The organism is Pseudomonas sp. P867 (assembly GCF_019891455.1).
GTDB lineage: Bacteria > Pseudomonadota > Gammaproteobacteria > Pseudomonadales > Pseudomonadaceae > Aquipseudomonas > Aquipseudomonas synxantha_A.
The window spans coordinates 14,917-29,656 of the sequence record NZ_JAFLXB010000015.1 but is presented as its reverse complement, the minus strand read 5'-3'; the positions used below and the strand labels follow the sequence as shown (position 1 = coordinate 29,656).

Genomic DNA, 14,740 nt, shown 5'->3' with positions numbered 1-14,740 from the left:
ACGCTTCCTCAGCACCGCGCATTCATTGCGTGCGGGTTTGTTGCGCGCTGGAAAAACCAAAACAACCCCAAGGAAGACGCACCATGAAACTCCACTCCCCTGTTACTCGCCTTGCCCTGCTGGGCGCTTTGATCATCGGCGTCGCCGGTTGCAGCAATATCAAGCCCACTGAAGATCACCTCAAGAAGCTGTCGGAAACCAACCTGGGCGAGCCGGTTAAACGTATTTCCAATGTGCGCAGCGATTCCATGACCACTTACTATGTAGCCAACACTGCGTCCGGCGAATACAACTGCTCCGTACCAAGCGGGGCCAGCGGCGGTGCATTTGCGATCGCCAGTTTTGGCCTGATGAAACCTGCCGCCTACTGCCAGCCAAAAGGCGCACGTGGCAACGGGCTGACACCGTTCATGCAGTAACTTTTTCCTGGCTGAGGTCACGCAACCTGCCGCGCAGTTCCGCAGGGCGCACCGGTTTGGACAAGATGGCGATCTGACGGTCGTGCAACGCGGCCTGGATTCTCTCCACGTCGTGACCGGTGAGGATCAACGCCGGCACCGCCCAACCGCGTTGCTGGCGTAGCTCGTCGATGCATTCGATGCCAGTGGCGTGATTACCCAGGTCGTAGTCGGCGACGATGATATCGCAGTCGCTGACCAGCCCCTTCCCACTCGACTCAGCCTGCACCTGGCACCCCCATCGCTCCAGCAGCGCCTGGGTGGCAAGCAGCACGTTGTGGTCATCCTCCACCAGGCATACTTTCAGACCGGTGAGCAGACCGGCCTGGCGCACATCGTCGCGCAGCGCCAGTTGACGCGGCGCGGTGGCCAGGGCCAGGCCGTGCAGGCTCACCGAGGTGCCCTGGCCCAACCGCGAACGCAGGCTCACCTGCATCCCCATCAATTGCCCCAGGCGCTTGACGATGGACAGCCCGAGGCCCACGCCTTCGACATCCTTGTCACGCAATTGGCGCACGCGATAGAACTCTTCGAAGACCTTTGAAAGATGCTCCCGTGCAATCCCTCGCCCCTGATCATGCACCTCTATGACCAAGCCGTTTTCACGACTACGCACGCCGATCAGCACTGGCCGCTGCGCGCCGTACTTGAAGCAATTGGAGAGCAGGTTTTGCACCATGGTTGCCAACATGCCCGGGTCCACCCGTACCCAATGAGTGCAGGGGCGCAAGCGCAACTCCACGCCGGCCCAGCGTGCGGCCTCGGCATTCTGACGCACCAGGTCGGCGAGAAAGTCGCCCAGGTGGATCACCTGGTATTTGGGCAACAGGCGACCGTTGTCGAGGGTGTAGAGGTCGAGGATCGAACGGAACAGTTGCGACACGTTGAGCAGCGAGCGATCGATATTGTCCACCAGCCGCCGCTCGTCATCCCCCAACCGTGCTTCGCGCAGGCAGGCGGTGAACAGGCCAATGGAGTGGATCGGCTGGCGCAGGTCATGGCTGGCTTGGGCGAGAAAGCGGGATTTTTCCAGGTTGGCGGCAATGGCTTGTTCCGAAGCCTTGCGCGTGCGCTCCAGAAGGATATGGGCGTACACCGGGATCACCGTGCTGGTGATCATCAGCATCAACACCATGAACGGTTGCGCCTGCCACAGCGGCGTAAGCTGGTACACGATCAGCAGCGCCAGCAACGCCAGCCCCGTGGCAATCGCCAGGTAGCGCGACCCGTAGCGCATCCCGTTGCCCAGGTTCACCCAGACCATCACCGCATACAGCGGCAACGCCGCCTCACCACCCACCACCAGGCCGAACGACGTGCCGGTGTAGTCGTGGATCATGCCGAAGATGCGCCGCGCCGGGTAATGCCCGGGCCAACGTGCGATCACCTGGCGCAACACGATGGACGCCAGCAGGAACCCGAAGATATACAGGATCACCGGCAGGTAGGTGTCCAGCGACTGCCCGGGCAAAAAACCCAGTACGCTGATATACACAATGGCGATGGTGGCCACCACGATGCGCAGGTTAGCCTGATCGAGTTCGGAGTTGGTCTCGGGACTCATAGTCATATCCTTGACAGATCATCTTTGGAAAAGAGGCCCTCGGCCCGCTGGTAAAGTAGCATGCCTCGACACCACCTTGCCCCACGAAGGAGCTCACCATGACCGGCCGGATCATCATCGCCGACGACCACCCGATGTTTCGCGAAGGCATGGCGCGCACCGTGCGGCGCCTGCTGCCCGATGCCCAGGTGCAAGAGGCCGGCGACCTGGCCACGGTGAATGCGCTGCTGTGCGAGCCGAACGAAGTCGACACCCTGATCCTCGACCTGCGCTTCCCCGGCCTGACTTGCATCAGCCAACTGGCCGAACTGCGCCAGCAACTGCGGCGCACAACGTTGATCGTGGTGTCGATGGTCGACGACCCGGCGCTGATCGAACAGGTGATGGCCCTGGGCGCCGACGGATTCATCGGCAAGAACATCGCCCCCGACGACATCGGCCAGGCGTTGCTGGCGATTCGCGCCGGCGAAGTGCTGGTCAAGTTCGCGCCTTCGGGCCTGCTGCCGCTGGACACCCACACCCTCACCACCCGCCAGCAGGAAGTGCTGCGCCTGATTGCCCAGGGCAAGACCAACAAGGAAATCGCCAAGGCCCTGGATATTTCGCCGTTTACCGTGCGCATTCATGTGTCGTCATTGCTGCGCAGTTTGAATGTGCCGTCGCGGGCGGCGGCGGCAGTAAAGTATTCCGGGGAATTCTAGGTCGTCCAAATGTGGGAGGGGGCTTGCTCCCGATGGCAGTGGGTCAGTCCAAGATGCGTTTACTGACACTCCCTCATCGGGAGCAAGCCCCCTCCCACATTGGACTGAGTCGCATCAGTCAGGCCTGCGCTCTGCATCCGATATTTCAGTTGAACCTCACACCTTCCCCTCCAAGCAAATGGCCTTGCTGTGCCATAAGCTCGACGTTTGTTTATGATGTTGCCTTTCGCTCAACGCCCTGGAACCACCCATGCCCACCCTTACCCTGCGTACCGCTCTGCCCACCGACGCCCACCGCTGCTTTGAAATCGAAACCAGCGCATACGAAGGCGACGAAGCCGCCACCCTGGAAAAAATCACCACGCGCATCGCCCAGTATCCCCAGGGCTTTTTGATCCTGGAGGCGGATGGCGAAATCGCAGGTTTCATCAATTCCGGCTGTGCCCACAATGTGGTGATGTCGGATGAGGCATTCAAGGAGTTGGTAGGCCATGTGGCCGAGGCGCCGAATGTGGTGATCATGTCGGTGGTGGTCGACCCGGCACATCAAGGCAAAGGCTATGCAAAAAAACTGATGACCGCGTTCGTGCAGCGCATGGCAGCAATGGGCAAGCAGACGATTCACCTGATGTGCAAGCACCAGCACGTGCCGTTGTACACCCGCATGGGCTACACCTATGTGCGTCCTTCGCCGTCGGATCACGGTGGGATGGCGTGGCATGAAATGGTGAGAACTGTCTAAGAAAGGTCATTACATAACTGTTTCCAATCGTGAAACAAGCGCACACCACTGAGCCGTCAAATGTATTTCTACAAATGAAAACCTGAGAACCAACGACGCTTTCTTACATCCAGCCTGACTCTGCTGCCCCTTTTGCCGGATTGCACCTATCGCCACTCTCACTATTTGGAAACCCGCGACCACAGCGGTTTCACTCGGTTACATTCACCCGAAATGGGCCGCATTGAGCGACTGCTCATGGCGCTGTAGCCTGCGAAACGCCGAGCCGGGACCACGTCCTGGCGGGTCAATATCCCAGCTATCAGAGAGGTGCAATCGTGTCTTCAATCAATGGTTCCAGCCCATCTTTCCCTGCATACCAACCCGTTGACAACAGCAGGATCGACAACGACAAAGCCAGATACAACCCCAAGGAAGAAAACCAGATTGGGGACGATGCAGAAGTGTCCGATGGCAAGGGCGGCTGGAAGAACATCGGCGACGAATACAGGGCCCACGCCAACCGTAGTCGGCTGGATAAAAACTTCCTGCCTGCGGACGAAAAGGCCGTCGACAACTCTCAGGTCAACACTGCCCGCAGCCAGTTAGATCGCAACTTCCTGCCGTCGGACGAAAAGGCCGTTGAAAACGCTCCAGGCAACGCCAACCGTGACCCCATTGATTTCGAAATCAAATCCGATGGCAAGGGCGATTGGGTCAAGGCGTAATACTGCAACCGGCTGTTTGCGGTCCAAACCGTTGTGCCCCCCCATGGCATTGCCAAACACGCGCTTGCCATGGATGGGGTTCGAAAGTGTGGGGATCGGCTACCGCGTCACCAACTGCCGGAAGCCCCACCGCCACCACTGGAACCACCGCCACCGGAGGAACTGTCACTGGAGGTGGAACTGCTGGAACTCGAACTGGAGCCGCTACCCGATCCCGTCCCTTCACCGACCTTGCCGAAGATGATCAGCGCGACAAACGATGCGATGGGAAACGCCAATAGCCAGCCGTCGCGGCCGCCGTCAATCACCCACCCTGCCACCACGTACACGACTACCGCCGCCAGCAGTCGCACACTAAAACCTGCACGGCTGGTGCGCCAGGTCTGCCTCATGATCAGCAGTAGCACCAGGTACAACCCCAGCACCACCAAGACGCCCAGTGGCCACAGCAGCCAATGGATGAAACTGACGTCCACGTACTGGTTTGCCACCACCAACCCGAGGATATAAGCCAGCAGCCCGATTACGCAGTAAAACAGCGTACGCACCTGCCACAGCGCGCCGAATATCGCGCCGCCTATCAACAGCGTCAGCGGCATTACAAACAGGAACATCGGCCACTCGCGACCGCCCGCCAGCAGCGTCAGCAACAGCGTGGCCGCCACGGTGACGATCAACGCCCGGCGCCAATGCAGCTTGCCGGCAGCGATCGCCACGCCGCCCAAGCCGCCCAGGATAAACGCCACCAGCAACGCGATAAATTGAGGGTTGATCCCGGCGCCCACCAATGGCGGCAAGTCACCGCCGTCCACCAGCACGGTCAGGGCGTCCACGCCCTGTTGCACACCGCCGGCAAAATCACCCTGGCGAAACGCCGGGGTGATCTGTTCTTCAATAATGCGATGGGCCAGCAGGTCGGTGACGATGCCTTCCAGGCCGTAGCCCACTTCAATGCGCACTGCGCGGTCAGCCTTGGCCACTACCAGCAGGATGCCATCGTTGACGTCCTTGCGCCCCAGCTGCCAGGCGCGAAACAGTTGGTTGGCATAGTCTTCGATAGCGGCGCCGCCCGTGGTCGGCACCAGCAACACCGCGACTTGCGCGCCCTTGCGCGTTTCAAGGTCGCCAAGCTGATTTTTTAAGCGTTGGGTGGTGGTTGCGTCGAGGGTGTTGGTGAGGTCAATCACCCGCTGGTCGAGGGCGACCCCGATCGGTGAAGTGTCCGCCTGGGCTATGCTCAGCACGCCCAGGAGCACCAGGGCCAGCAAACCCGAGACCGTTTGACGCCAATTCCCTATCATGTTTTGTTACCTGAGGTTTCTTCCTTAAGCTGCCGACTTTACCTTATCGACGTATAACGCGTGACCCCAGGTGCGCGACTATCTAAACTGCGGCCTTACCCCGCATAGCAAATTGCCAGCTACGAGAACGCCATGGACCTGCGCTACCGCAACAATGTGAATGTGATGGGCGACGGTCCTTCGACGCTGGTGTTTTCCCACGGCTTTGGCTGCAATCAAGCGATGTGGAACCAGTTGGCGCCGCACTTTAGCCAGCGCTTTCGCGTGGTTCTCTACGACCTGGTCGGTGCGGGCCGGTCGGACCTCAGCGCGTTCGACAAAGCCAAATACCTGGCCCTGGACGGCTACGCCCGCGACCTCAACGAGATTATCGACGCCTATGCCCAAGGCCCGGTGATCCTGGTGGGCCACTCCGTCAGCGCGATGATCGGCACCCTCGCCGACCGTTTTGTCCCCGGGCGTATTGCTGCGCACGTGATGATCGGCCCATCGCCGCGCTATATCGACACTGACGATTATGTTGGCGGCTTCAAGCGCGAGGATATCGACGACCTGCTCGACACCCTCGACAGCAACTACCTGGGCTGGTCGAGCGCAATGGCCCCGGTGATCATGGGCGCGCCGGACCAACCGGCACTGGGTGAGGCGTTGACCGAGAGCTTTTGCCGCACCGAGCCGGACATCGCCAAGCAATTTGCCCGGGTGACCTTCCTTTCGGATAACCGCCAGGATGTAGTGGGCCTGACCACTGCGGTGTTGATCCTGCAATCGACTGACGACCTGATCGCCCCCGTAGCCGTGGGTGAATACCTGCACCGCGTGCTGCCCAACAGCACTTATTGCCTGGTGGAGAATGTCGGCCATTGCCCGCATATGAGTGCACCCCAGGCGTGCGCAGCGGCAATGGACCGGTTCCTGACCCCTTGGGCGCCTGCCGATGCCCGCTGACGCGTTGTTCGACAGCGCCGCCTGCGCCCTGGCCGTAACCCACGAAGACGGCACGATCCTGCACGTCAACCCGCGCTTGAGCGACTGGCTGGGGTTCAGCGCCGCCGAGCTGCAAGGGCGGCGCTTCCAGGACCTGCTGACCATGGGCGGGCGGATTTTCTACCAGACCCACCTGGCACCGATGCTACGCATGCACGGCAGCGTCACCGAAGTGAAGCTCGACATCCGCCATTGCGCCGGGCACAAAGTGACCGTATTACTCAATGCCAACCAGCGCCGGCAGGCCGACGGCGTGGTGCATGACCTGGCACTGTTCGGCACCACCGACCGCGACAAATACGAGCGCGAACTGCTCAATGCACGCAAGTTGGCCGAAGCGCTGCTCCAGGAAAAAACCGCCACCGAGGTCGCCCTGCAACAGGCCCAGGCCGAACTCAGCGCGGCCTATGCGGTTGCCCAGCGCCGGGCGTTGTTTGCCGAACAGATGGTGGCGATTGTCAGTCATGACTTGAAAAACCCCCTTACCGCCATCCGCATGGCTTCGGACTTTCTGCAGCGTGGCGAGCGCACGGCCAAGGAGCGCCAACTGTTGGGGCATATCGGCCAGTCGGCCGAACGCGCCCATCGCATGATCGCCGACCTGCTGGACTTCACCCAGGCGCGGGTCGGCCAGGGCATCACCATCAAGGCGGTGCCGCTGGATTTGCACGGCGTTATTCAACATGCGGTGGATGAATTGCGGGTGGCCTTTCCCAGGGCCACGCTGGTGCATCAGGCCGAAGGCAACGGCCAGGCGTGCCTGGATGCCGACCGAGTGCAGCAGATGATCGGCAACCTGGTTGCCAACAGCGTGGCCTATGGCGACCTGCTGCAACCGATCACCATCACCTCGCGCCTGGGCGACAACGCCTGCGCGGTCGCGGTGCACAACCATGGCCTGGCGATTCCCGAAACACTGCTGGCCGGGTTGTTCGAGCCCATGACCCGTGGCACCGACCAGGGCAGCGATGTGCGCAGCGTCGGCCTCGGCCTGTATATCGTGCGCGAACTGGCGAAGGTGCATGGTGGCGATGTGGCGGTGACGTCCTGCGCCACGGCCGGTACTACGTTTACCGTGACGTTCTAGCCCAGGTATGCGGCGCCCTGCATAATCGGCTCGACACGGCCGGCCAAGATCACCCCGCCCTGCCCGTCCCACTGCACCGTGACCGTGCCGCCGTCGCATTCGACCTCCACGCTGTCATCGAGCAACCCGCGCCGAATCCCATTGACCACCGCACCGCAGCAGCACGAACCGGAGCCCAACGGCACCGCGCCGCCACGCTCCCAGATGCGCAGGCGGATACGGCCACGGCTCAACACCTGCACAAAATGCACATTGGTCTTGGCCGGGAACAGCGGGTGAGCTTCAAGCGCCGGGCCCACCGCCGCGACATCGATGGCAGCGATGTCTTGCACAAAAAACGTGCAATGCGGGTTGCCCATGCTGCAGGCCGCCGGGTTACCGTCCATGGGCAGCACGCGGGTGTCCATCGCCTCGGCCAGCGGCACCGCCGCCCAGTCCAGCGACGGCGCGCCCATGTCCACCGACACGCGCTGCCCGTCGACGCGTGTGCACGTCAGCAAACCGCGGTCGGTGCGTAATACGACGGTGTCGATGCCGGTCTCGTGCATCAGGCGGTCGGCCACCCCGCGAGTCGCGCTGCCGCAGGTTGGCAGCCGCGTGCCGTCGGGGTTCCAGAACTGGACATGTGCGGCGGCGTCTCCACAGTCGAGTATCACCGCCAACTGATTGAAACCGATACCCGAGCGGCGGTTGCCCAGGCGGGCGGCGACCTGTGCAGTGATGGGGTTGTCCTGGCCACGGCGGTCGATGATGATGAAGTCGTCGCCATGGGCGTGCATCTTCACAAATGGCAGGGTCATGGGGCGCAGGTCCTGTTGTCGAAGTGAAGCAGTTCTAATAACACTGTAGGAGCGAGCTTGCTCGCGAAAATAGTGAAGACCACACGTTTTACCTGGAAGTACGCGTTATCGTTGACGTTTTTCGCGAGCAAGCTCGCTCCTGCAAAGAGTTGATGACCATGCTTATCGTATTCAGCGGTCTGCCCGGCAGCGGCAAGACCACGGTTGCCAGGGAACTGGCGCGACAGACCGGCGCGGTTTACCTGCGTATTGATGTGATCGAACAGGCGCTGCGCGATGCCGCCGTATTGGCGGGGGATGGGGGCGCCAGCGGCTACAGCGTGGCCAATGCATTGGCGCTGAGCAATTTGCGCCTGGGGCATCGGGTCATCGCCGATTGCGTGAACCCGGTCAGGGAGAGCCGCCAAGCCTGGCAAGCCGTGGCGACGGCAGCGCAGGTTGAACTGATCAATATCCAGGTGGTGTGTGCTGATCAGCACGAGCATCGGCGCCGTGTGGAAAGCCGCGTGGGCGATGTTCCCGGTCTGGCGCCGCCGACCTGGCAGTCGGTGCTGGTGCATGAATATGAATGCTGGGATGAGCCGCCGTTCAGGCTCGATACGGCGCAGAGGACGCCCGCTGAGTCAGTTGCAGCGATCCTCGCCCATCACCAGTTTTTTCCCGATAACACCGGTTCAGTTGGGGAAGTTGCCGCGCAACGCCTCCAAGCCACCGCTGTAGACGCCGGCAAATAACTCCTCCACCGCCGCATCCGTGGTGCCCGCTGCCGGAGTGAACACGCCGGACCAGGTGACTTTCGCCGACGACTCGGTCAGCGCTTCAACCTGCACGGTCGCCAGATACGCGCTCACCGGAAACGGCGATTCTTCAATCGTGTAGCTGTAAATGCGCGCCACGTTGTCAAAGGTCTGCAAACGCTCGACGATCTGGCCGCCGTCAGCGGTGGTCAGGTGACGCACACGGCCACCTTCGCTCGGCTCGCTCTTGGCGATAAAGGGCAGCCAGTCGGGCAGGCTGTTGAAGCCGCCAATCAGTTGCCAGACCTGGTCGGCTGATGCCGGGATTTCAATTACTGAAGACGCTGTTGCCACGATAAATACTCCAATCAGGGGAAAAATCAGATCGCCATGCTGTCGACAACGCCACCGTCTACGCGCAAAGCGGCACCGGTAGTGGCAGACGACAGCGGTGAAGCAATGTACGCCACCAGGTTCGCCACTTCATCCACATTGGCTGCACGCTGGATGATCGAGGTGGGCCGCGCATTACGCACGAACACATCGGCTTCTTCCCGCGCACTGCGCCCGGACTGGGCCGTGGCGTCCTTGAGCATCTGTTCCAGGCCGTCGGTAAAGGTCGGCCCCGGCAAAATCGCATTCACCGTCACCCCGGTGCCTGCCAGGCGCTTGGCCAGGCCGTGGGAGACCGCCAGGTTGGCGCTTTTGGTCACGCCGTAGTTGATCATGTCGGCCGGCGTCGCCACCCCGGATTCCGACGACACAAAGATCACCCGCCCCCAGCCCTGCTCGACCATGCCCGGCGCATAATGGCGCGACAGGCGCACGCCGGAAATCACATTGACCTCATAGAAGCGCGTCCACTCACTGTCTGGCGCCTCGAAGAAATCCACATCGTTGAAGATGCCGAGGTTGTTGACCAGGATATCGGCGCGAGGTTCGGCGGCGAACAGTGTCTCGGCGCCCTCCAGGGTGCCAAGGTCGGCCACCAGCCCACGCAGGTCAGCGCCGGGCACCCCTTGGCGAATGCTGGCCAAAGCGTCGTCGACCTTGCCCGCGTCCCGCCCGATCACTACCACCGTTGCGCCGGATTGCGCCAGGGCCTGGCTGATGCCCAAGCCGATACCGGCAGTGCTGCCGCTGACGATGGCTACTTTGCCGCTCACATCAATTTTCATGGTTAGCTTCCTTAAGATTAGAGAGGCAAAGGCGCACGATCCGAAATCAGTCGGGCCTCGCGTAGCGCTTGCCAGAAGGCTGCTGGAATCTGTTCTGACAACGCCGCAACGTCTTCGGCAATGCGCCCCGGACGACTGGCACCGGGAATCACCGCCGCCACGGCCGGGTGTGCCAGGGAAAACTGCAGCGCCGCGGCTTTCACACTCACGCCAAATGCCTGGGCAATCGCCTTGATCTGCTCGACCTTGCTGATGATCGCAGGCTTAGCGGGCTGGTATTCAAAGTGTGCGCCGCCGGCGAGGATGCCAGAGCTGTACGGGCCGCCGACCACAATTTCAACCTGCTGGGCCAAGGCGGCGTCCATCAGGCGTTGCAGTGCGCGCTCGTGGTCCAGCAGCGTATAGCGGCCGGCGAGGAGGAACCCGTCGGGCTGCGCCTCAGTCAGGTCCAGGGTCAGTTCACACGGCTCGACGCGATTGACGCCCAGACCCCAGGCCTTGATCACACCCTCCTCGCGCAAGCGGGTCAGCACTTTGAAGGCGCCGGTACGGGCCTGGTTGAAGTAGTCCAGCCACTGGTCGCCGTAAAAATCCTGGGCGATATCGTGAATCCACACGATGTCGAGGCGATCGGTTTGCAGGCGCTTGAGGCTATCGTCAATGGAGCGCAGGGTGGCATCGGCGCTGTAGTCATTGAGGATTTTATTCGGGCGGCCGTGTTCGAACACGCCGCTTTTTTCGCCAAGGTCACGGGCGCCGGTTTCGACTTCATCCAGAATCACCCGGCCGACCTTGGTGCTGAGCACGTAGTCATCACGGTTGTAGTGGGACAGGGCCTGGCCCAAGCGGATTTCCGACAGGCCCGAGCCGTAGAACGGCGCGGTATCGAAGTAACGCACGCCGTGCTTCCAGGCGGATTCGACGGTGGCCTGGGCTTCGTCTTCAGGGATGGCGCGGAACATATTCCCCAAGGGTGCGGTGCCAAAGCCCAGTACGCCGGGGAGTTTGTCTGTCAAGCTCATGGTGAGATCCTCAATCGGTTGGTTGTGACCGTTGAGCAGATGCTAGATTGCGTTAATCAGACCGTCCAAGACATACTGCGACCAACTTGAGTCCTTACAGGTCTTACATGATCGATCTACGCCAACTGCGCTACTTCGAAGTGGTCGCCGAAGAAGAACACGTCGGCCGCGCCGCCGAGCGCTTGCACATCTCCCAATCGCCCCTGAGCCGGCAGATCGCCCAGCTGGAGGAACGCCTGGGCCTGACGCTGTTCGAACGCAGCCAGCAGCGCATCCGCCTGACCCGCGACGGCCAGACCTTCCTGGCTGAAACCAAGGCGCTGCTGACCCATGCCAACCGTCTGGAATCGCTGGGCAAGCGCCTGGGCCGTGGGGAAGAAGGCGGCCTGTGCATCGGCTATATCGAAAATGCCATGCACGCCGGTGTTCTGCCCAATGCCTTGCGCATACTGCGCGACGATCGCCCCACCGTGCATATCAAGCTGTATAACCTGCCCTCCCTCGAACAGTTGGAGGGCCTGCGCCAACGCAGTCTGGACATCGCCCTGGTAAGCGAGCCCCCCGCCGACGACGATCCAGACCTGAGCGCCTTGCAGGTGCTCGACGACCCGATGCTGCTGGCCCTGCCCGAACAGCATCCGCTGGCCCGGCAACGCGAACTGCTGCCCGAACACCTGGCCGATCAACAATGGATCGGCGTGCAGCGCAAACCCGGCGCCCACCCGGCCGATGACTTCATCGCTGCCTGCATTCGTGCCGGTTTCACCCCACAGATTCCCATGGAAGCCAGCGAACCCTTTACCGCACTGGGCCTGGTGGCGTCAGGGCTTGGGGTAGCGATGGTGCAGAAGGGCCTGAGCCGCAATGCCCCGCCCGGCGTGGTGTTGCGAGAGTTGCCGTGGCTGACCTACACCACACCGCTGTGGGCGGCCTGGCACCGCGTTAATTTGCGACCGCTGGTGGAGACGTTTCGCAAGGTGCTGACTGAACCTGAGGCTAGTGAATAAGGCGCCCAGTACAGCAATTGCCTGCGCCCTTTGTGTGATCAAAGCACCTCCCGCAACCGATACCACAACATTCCCAACGCCAACAGCGGCGAGCGCAGCGCCTTGCCGCCCGGGAAGGTCATGTGCGGCACCTGGCTGAAAATATCCAGCCCGCGACTTGCACCCGCGTGAATCGCTTCGGCCAACAGCCGTGCGCACCAGTGGGTCACGTTGAGGCCATGGCCGGAATAGCCCTGGGCATAGAACACATTGGGGTACTGCTTGAGCCGCCCGACCTGGGGAAAGCGGTTGGCGGTGATGCCGATCTTGCCGCCCCACTGGAACTCGATGGCGGTGTCGGCCAGTTGCGGGAACACCTTGAGCATTTTCGGGCGCATGTAAGCGGCGATGTCCTGGGGGTCGCGCCCCGAGTAATGGCAGGCACCGCCAAACAGCAGGCGCCGGTCGGCGGACAGCCGGTAGTAATCCAGCCCGACTTTCTGGTCGCACAGCGCCAGATTCTGCGGAATCAATTGCTCGGCCATCGTTTCCGGCAACGGCTCGGTGGCGATGATGTAGCTGCCCGCCGGCAGCACCTTGCCGCCCAGGCGCGGCTCCAGGTTCTCCAGGTGCGCATTGCACGCCAGCACCAGATGGGCGGCGCGCACACTGCCGCCGGCGCAACGCACCTGCACAGTGTTGCCATGGATCAGTTCCAGCACCTCGGTCTGTTCAAAGATCCGCACCCCGAGGGCCTCGGCCACCTGCGCCTCGCCAAGCACCAGGTTGAGCGGGTGCAGATGCCCGGAGCCCATGTCGACCAGGCCTCCGGCGTACACTGTCGAGCCCACCACCTGGGCCATGTCCTGCGCGCCCACCAACCGGGTTTCAGGGGCATAGCCCATGGCCGCCAACTGCGCCTGTTCATTCTTGAACGCGGCGAATTGCGCCGGGGTGTTGGCCAGTTCACAAAAACCCCAGCGCAAGTCGCAATCGATACCATGCTCGCCGATGCGCTCGCCCACCAACGCCACCGAGTCGATACCCGCTCGCGCCAGATAGCGCACGCCCTCCTCGCCCACGTATTTGGCAACCCCCGAGACATCATGACCGATACCCCGAATCAACTGCCCACCGTTGCGCCCGCTGGCACCCCAGCCAATGCGTCGGGCCTCCAGCACAATCACCGAGAGCCCGCGCTGGGCCAGTTCGATGGCCGTGTTGACCCCGGTGAACCCGCCGCCGATCACACACACATCGACGCTCAGATCAGCGTCGAGTGCAGGCCGCTGCGGCATGGTGTTGGCTGTAGCGCGGTAATAGGACTGCGCATGTTCGCTGGACTGAATCATCGGTTGGACTTCACTTTGCTCCAGGCGCGGGTCATCACGCGCATGGTCGCCGGCGTGGGCGTGGTGGAAATGTAGAGTTTGTCGAGGACGTCCTGGGGCGGGTAAACCTCAGGGTTGTTGACCAGTTCCGGGGCCATGAACGGCTTGGCCGCCGGGTTGGCGTTGGCGTAGCCCACCGAGGCGCTGACCTTGGCGATCACTTCGGGTTCGAGCAGGTAGTTGATGAACGCGTGGGCCTCTTTGGGGTTGGTGGCGTCGGCAGGAATTGCCAGCAGGTCGAACCACAGGTTGGAGCCTTCCCTGGGAATCGAGTACGCAATGTTCACCCCGTTTTTGGCTTCCTTGGCGCGGTTGGCGGCCTGGAACACATCGCCGGAATAACCGAAGGCCACGCAGATATTGCCGTTGGCCAGGTCCGAGATGTACTTGGAGGAATGGAAATAAGTGATGTACGGCCGCAGCGTCAGCAGCTTGGCTTCGGCCTGCTTGTAGTCCTCGGCGTTCTCGCTGCGTGGGTCCTTGCCCATGTAGTTGAGGATCGCCGGAAACAGCTCATCCGGCGAATCAAGGAAGGCCACACCGCATTCATGGAGCTTCTTGAGGTTGTCCGGCTCGAACAGCACCGCCCATGAATCAATGCGCTCGATACCCAGCACCTGCTTGACCTTGTCGACGTTGTAACCGATGCCATTGGTGCCCCACAGGTACGGCACCGAGTGCGCGTTACCCGGGTCGTTCTGCTCCAGCAGCTTGAGCAACCGGGGATCGAGGTTCTTGAAGTTCGGCAGTTGCGCACGGTCCAGCATGAGGAACGCGCCGGCCTCCACTTGCCGCGCCAGGAAGTGGTTGGACGGCACCACCACGTCATAGCCGGTGCGCCCGGCGAGCAACTTGCCTTCCAGGGTTTCGTTGGAGTCGAACACGTCATAGACCACCTTGATCCCGGTGTTGGCCTGGAAATCCGCCAAGGTGGTTTCACCAATGTAGTCGGTCCAGTTGTAGACGCTCACCGTCGACGCTGCCTGGGTGCTGGCGCTGAATGCCGCCGGCAGTACAAGTGCAAGTGCCAACGGCAGAAACTTGTTCACAAGACGCATATCGTCACCCCTTTTATCGTT

At 61.8% G+C, this 14,740-nt stretch carries 16 protein-coding genes; 8 read left to right on the top strand and 8 right to left on the bottom strand.

Annotated features, from left to right (window positions below; translation table 11 throughout):
• Positions 1 to 83: 83 nt before the first annotated feature.
• Entirely contained in the window at positions 84 to 419 is a 336-nt protein-coding gene (locus J1G33_RS23190) for a hypothetical protein (RefSeq protein ID WP_032880773.1), read from the top strand.
• On the opposite strand, the gene J1G33_RS23185 is transcribed toward J1G33_RS23190, so the two are convergent.
• Positions 409 to 2,022 (bottom strand): hybrid sensor histidine kinase/response regulator, encoded by a 1,614-nt coding sequence (locus J1G33_RS23185; RefSeq protein ID WP_103734957.1) that lies wholly within the window; start codon positions 2,020 to 2,022, stop codon positions 409 to 411. The genes J1G33_RS23190 and J1G33_RS23185 overlap by 11 nt on opposite strands.
• A gap of 98 nt (positions 2,023 to 2,120) precedes the next feature.
• Between J1G33_RS23185 and J1G33_RS23180 the strand changes: the two genes are divergently transcribed.
• From J1G33_RS23180 to J1G33_RS23170, 3 genes are all read left to right on the top strand, one after another.
• Complete coding sequence (locus J1G33_RS23180) at positions 2,121 to 2,723, top strand: response regulator transcription factor (RefSeq protein ID WP_148853894.1); 603 nt, start codon at positions 2,121 to 2,123, stop codon at positions 2,721 to 2,723.
• A 250-nt stretch (positions 2,724 to 2,973) separates the two neighbouring features.
• Positions 2,974 to 3,465: a GNAT family N-acetyltransferase gene (locus tag J1G33_RS23175; protein WP_032880770.1), complete on the top strand. Its 492-nt coding sequence runs from the start codon at positions 2,974 to 2,976 to the stop codon at positions 3,463 to 3,465.
• Positions 3,466 to 3,782: 317 nt separating this feature from the next.
• A complete protein-coding gene (locus J1G33_RS23170; protein WP_223018835.1) occupies positions 3,783 to 4,172 on the top strand; it encodes a hypothetical protein in 390 nt (129 codons plus the stop codon).
• A 107-nt stretch (positions 4,173 to 4,279) separates the two neighbouring features.
• On the opposite strand, the gene J1G33_RS23165 is transcribed toward J1G33_RS23170, so the two are convergent.
• The gene (locus tag J1G33_RS23165; protein WP_223018834.1) at positions 4,280 to 5,473 is read right to left on the bottom strand and encodes a TPM domain-containing protein; all 1,194 of its coding nucleotides are present in this window, start codon (positions 5,471 to 5,473) and stop codon (positions 4,280 to 4,282) included.
• A 132-nt stretch (positions 5,474 to 5,605) separates the two neighbouring features.
• Here J1G33_RS23165 and J1G33_RS23160 point away from each other — a divergent pair, with 132 nt between their 5' ends.
• Complete coding sequence (locus J1G33_RS23160; protein ID WP_032880767.1) at positions 5,606 to 6,421, top strand: alpha/beta hydrolase; 816 nt, start codon at positions 5,606 to 5,608, stop codon at positions 6,419 to 6,421.
• A complete protein-coding gene (locus J1G33_RS23155) occupies positions 6,411 to 7,547 on the top strand; it encodes a PAS domain-containing sensor histidine kinase (RefSeq protein ID WP_223018833.1) in 1,137 nt (378 codons plus the stop codon). The genes J1G33_RS23160 and J1G33_RS23155 overlap by 11 nt, the downstream gene beginning before the upstream one ends.
• Here the strand turns inward: J1G33_RS23155 and dapF are convergent.
• Positions 7,544 to 8,347, bottom strand: a complete 804-nt coding sequence (gene dapF / locus J1G33_RS23150; RefSeq protein ID WP_032880765.1) for a diaminopimelate epimerase — start codon at positions 8,345 to 8,347, stop codon at positions 7,544 to 7,546. The genes J1G33_RS23155 and dapF overlap by 4 nt on opposite strands.
• A 158-nt stretch (positions 8,348 to 8,505) precedes the next feature.
• On the opposite strand from dapF, the gene J1G33_RS23145 reads away from it, so the two are divergent.
• Positions 8,506 to 9,081 carry an AAA family ATPase gene (locus tag J1G33_RS23145; RefSeq protein ID WP_262416922.1) on the top strand — a complete coding sequence of 192 codons (576 nt, stop codon included), beginning with the start codon at positions 8,506 to 8,508 and terminating at the stop codon, positions 9,079 to 9,081.
• Here J1G33_RS23145 and J1G33_RS23140 read toward each other — a convergent pair.
• From J1G33_RS23140 to J1G33_RS23130, 3 genes are read right to left on the bottom strand one after another with little or no spacing between them, the layout of a single operon-like run.
• Positions 9,022 to 9,438 carry an SRPBCC family protein gene (locus J1G33_RS23140; RefSeq protein ID WP_032880764.1) on the bottom strand — a complete coding sequence of 139 codons (417 nt, stop codon included), beginning with the start codon at positions 9,436 to 9,438 and terminating at the stop codon, positions 9,022 to 9,024. The two genes, J1G33_RS23145 and J1G33_RS23140, sit on opposite strands and share 60 nt — an antisense overlap.
• A 26-nt stretch (positions 9,439 to 9,464) precedes the next feature.
• Positions 9,465 to 10,262 (bottom strand): SDR family oxidoreductase, encoded by a 798-nt coding sequence (locus J1G33_RS23135; protein WP_223018832.1) that lies wholly within the window; start codon positions 10,260 to 10,262, stop codon positions 9,465 to 9,467.
• Between the two features lie 17 nt (positions 10,263 to 10,279).
• Entirely contained in the window at positions 10,280 to 11,284 is a 1,005-nt protein-coding gene (locus tag J1G33_RS23130; RefSeq protein ID WP_223018831.1) for an aldo/keto reductase, read from the bottom strand.
• Between the two features lie 107 nt (positions 11,285 to 11,391).
• Here J1G33_RS23130 and J1G33_RS23125 point away from each other — a divergent pair, with 107 nt between their 5' ends.
• Positions 11,392 to 12,291, top strand: coding sequence for a LysR substrate-binding domain-containing protein (locus J1G33_RS23125; protein ID WP_223018830.1), 900 nt, complete (start codon positions 11,392 to 11,394; stop codon positions 12,289 to 12,291).
• 38 nt (positions 12,292 to 12,329) lie between these two features.
• Here J1G33_RS23125 and J1G33_RS23120 read toward each other — a convergent pair whose 3' ends face one another.
• Together J1G33_RS23120 and J1G33_RS23115 are read right to left on the bottom strand one after the other, a co-directional pair.
• Positions 12,330 to 13,622: an FAD-binding oxidoreductase gene (locus J1G33_RS23120; RefSeq protein ID WP_223018829.1), complete on the bottom strand. Its 1,293-nt coding sequence runs from the start codon at positions 13,620 to 13,622 to the stop codon at positions 12,330 to 12,332.
• The gene (locus J1G33_RS23115) at positions 13,619 to 14,719 is read right to left on the bottom strand and encodes a polyamine ABC transporter substrate-binding protein (protein WP_223018828.1); all 1,101 of its coding nucleotides are present in this window, start codon (positions 14,717 to 14,719) and stop codon (positions 13,619 to 13,621) included. Before J1G33_RS23115 ends, J1G33_RS23120 begins: the two co-directional genes overlap by 4 nt.
• Positions 14,720 to 14,740 lie beyond the last annotated feature (21 nt).

Excerpts from the sequence above, each read along its gene's own strand:
- J1G33_RS23190 (WP_032880773.1), top strand. The coding sequence starts at position 84 with ATGAAACTCCACTCCCCTGTTACTCGCCTTGCCCTGCTGGGCGCTTTG.
- J1G33_RS23185 (WP_103734957.1), bottom strand. The coding sequence starts at position 2,022 with ATGAGTCCCGAGACCAACTCCGAACTCGATCAGGCTAACCTGCGCATC.
- J1G33_RS23180 (WP_148853894.1), top strand. The coding sequence starts at position 2,121 with ATGACCGGCCGGATCATCATCGCCGACGACCACCCGATGTTTCGCGAA.
- J1G33_RS23175 (WP_032880770.1), top strand. The coding sequence starts at position 2,974 with ATGCCCACCCTTACCCTGCGTACCGCTCTGCCCACCGACGCCCACCGC.
- J1G33_RS23165 (WP_223018834.1), bottom strand. The coding sequence starts at position 5,473 with ATGATAGGGAATTGGCGTCAAACGGTCTCGGGTTTGCTGGCCCTGGTG.
- J1G33_RS23160 (WP_032880767.1), top strand. The coding sequence starts at position 5,606 with ATGGACCTGCGCTACCGCAACAATGTGAATGTGATGGGCGACGGTCCT.
- J1G33_RS23155 (WP_223018833.1), top strand. The coding sequence starts at position 6,411 with ATGCCCGCTGACGCGTTGTTCGACAGCGCCGCCTGCGCCCTGGCCGTA.
- dapF (WP_032880765.1), bottom strand. The coding sequence starts at position 8,347 with ATGACCCTGCCATTTGTGAAGATGCACGCCCATGGCGACGACTTCATC.
- J1G33_RS23145 (WP_262416922.1), top strand. The coding sequence starts at position 8,506 with ATGCTTATCGTATTCAGCGGTCTGCCCGGCAGCGGCAAGACCACGGTT.
- J1G33_RS23135 (WP_223018832.1), bottom strand. The coding sequence starts at position 10,262 with ATGAAAATTGATGTGAGCGGCAAAGTAGCCATCGTCAGCGGCAGCACT.
- J1G33_RS23130 (WP_223018831.1), bottom strand. The coding sequence starts at position 11,284 with ATGAGCTTGACAGACAAACTCCCCGGCGTACTGGGCTTTGGCACCGCA.
- J1G33_RS23125 (WP_223018830.1), top strand. The coding sequence starts at position 11,392 with ATGATCGATCTACGCCAACTGCGCTACTTCGAAGTGGTCGCCGAAGAA.
- J1G33_RS23120 (WP_223018829.1), bottom strand. The coding sequence starts at position 13,622 with ATGATTCAGTCCAGCGAACATGCGCAGTCCTATTACCGCGCTACAGCC.
- J1G33_RS23115 (WP_223018828.1), bottom strand. The coding sequence starts at position 14,719 with ATGCGTCTTGTGAACAAGTTTCTGCCGTTGGCACTTGCACTTGTACTG.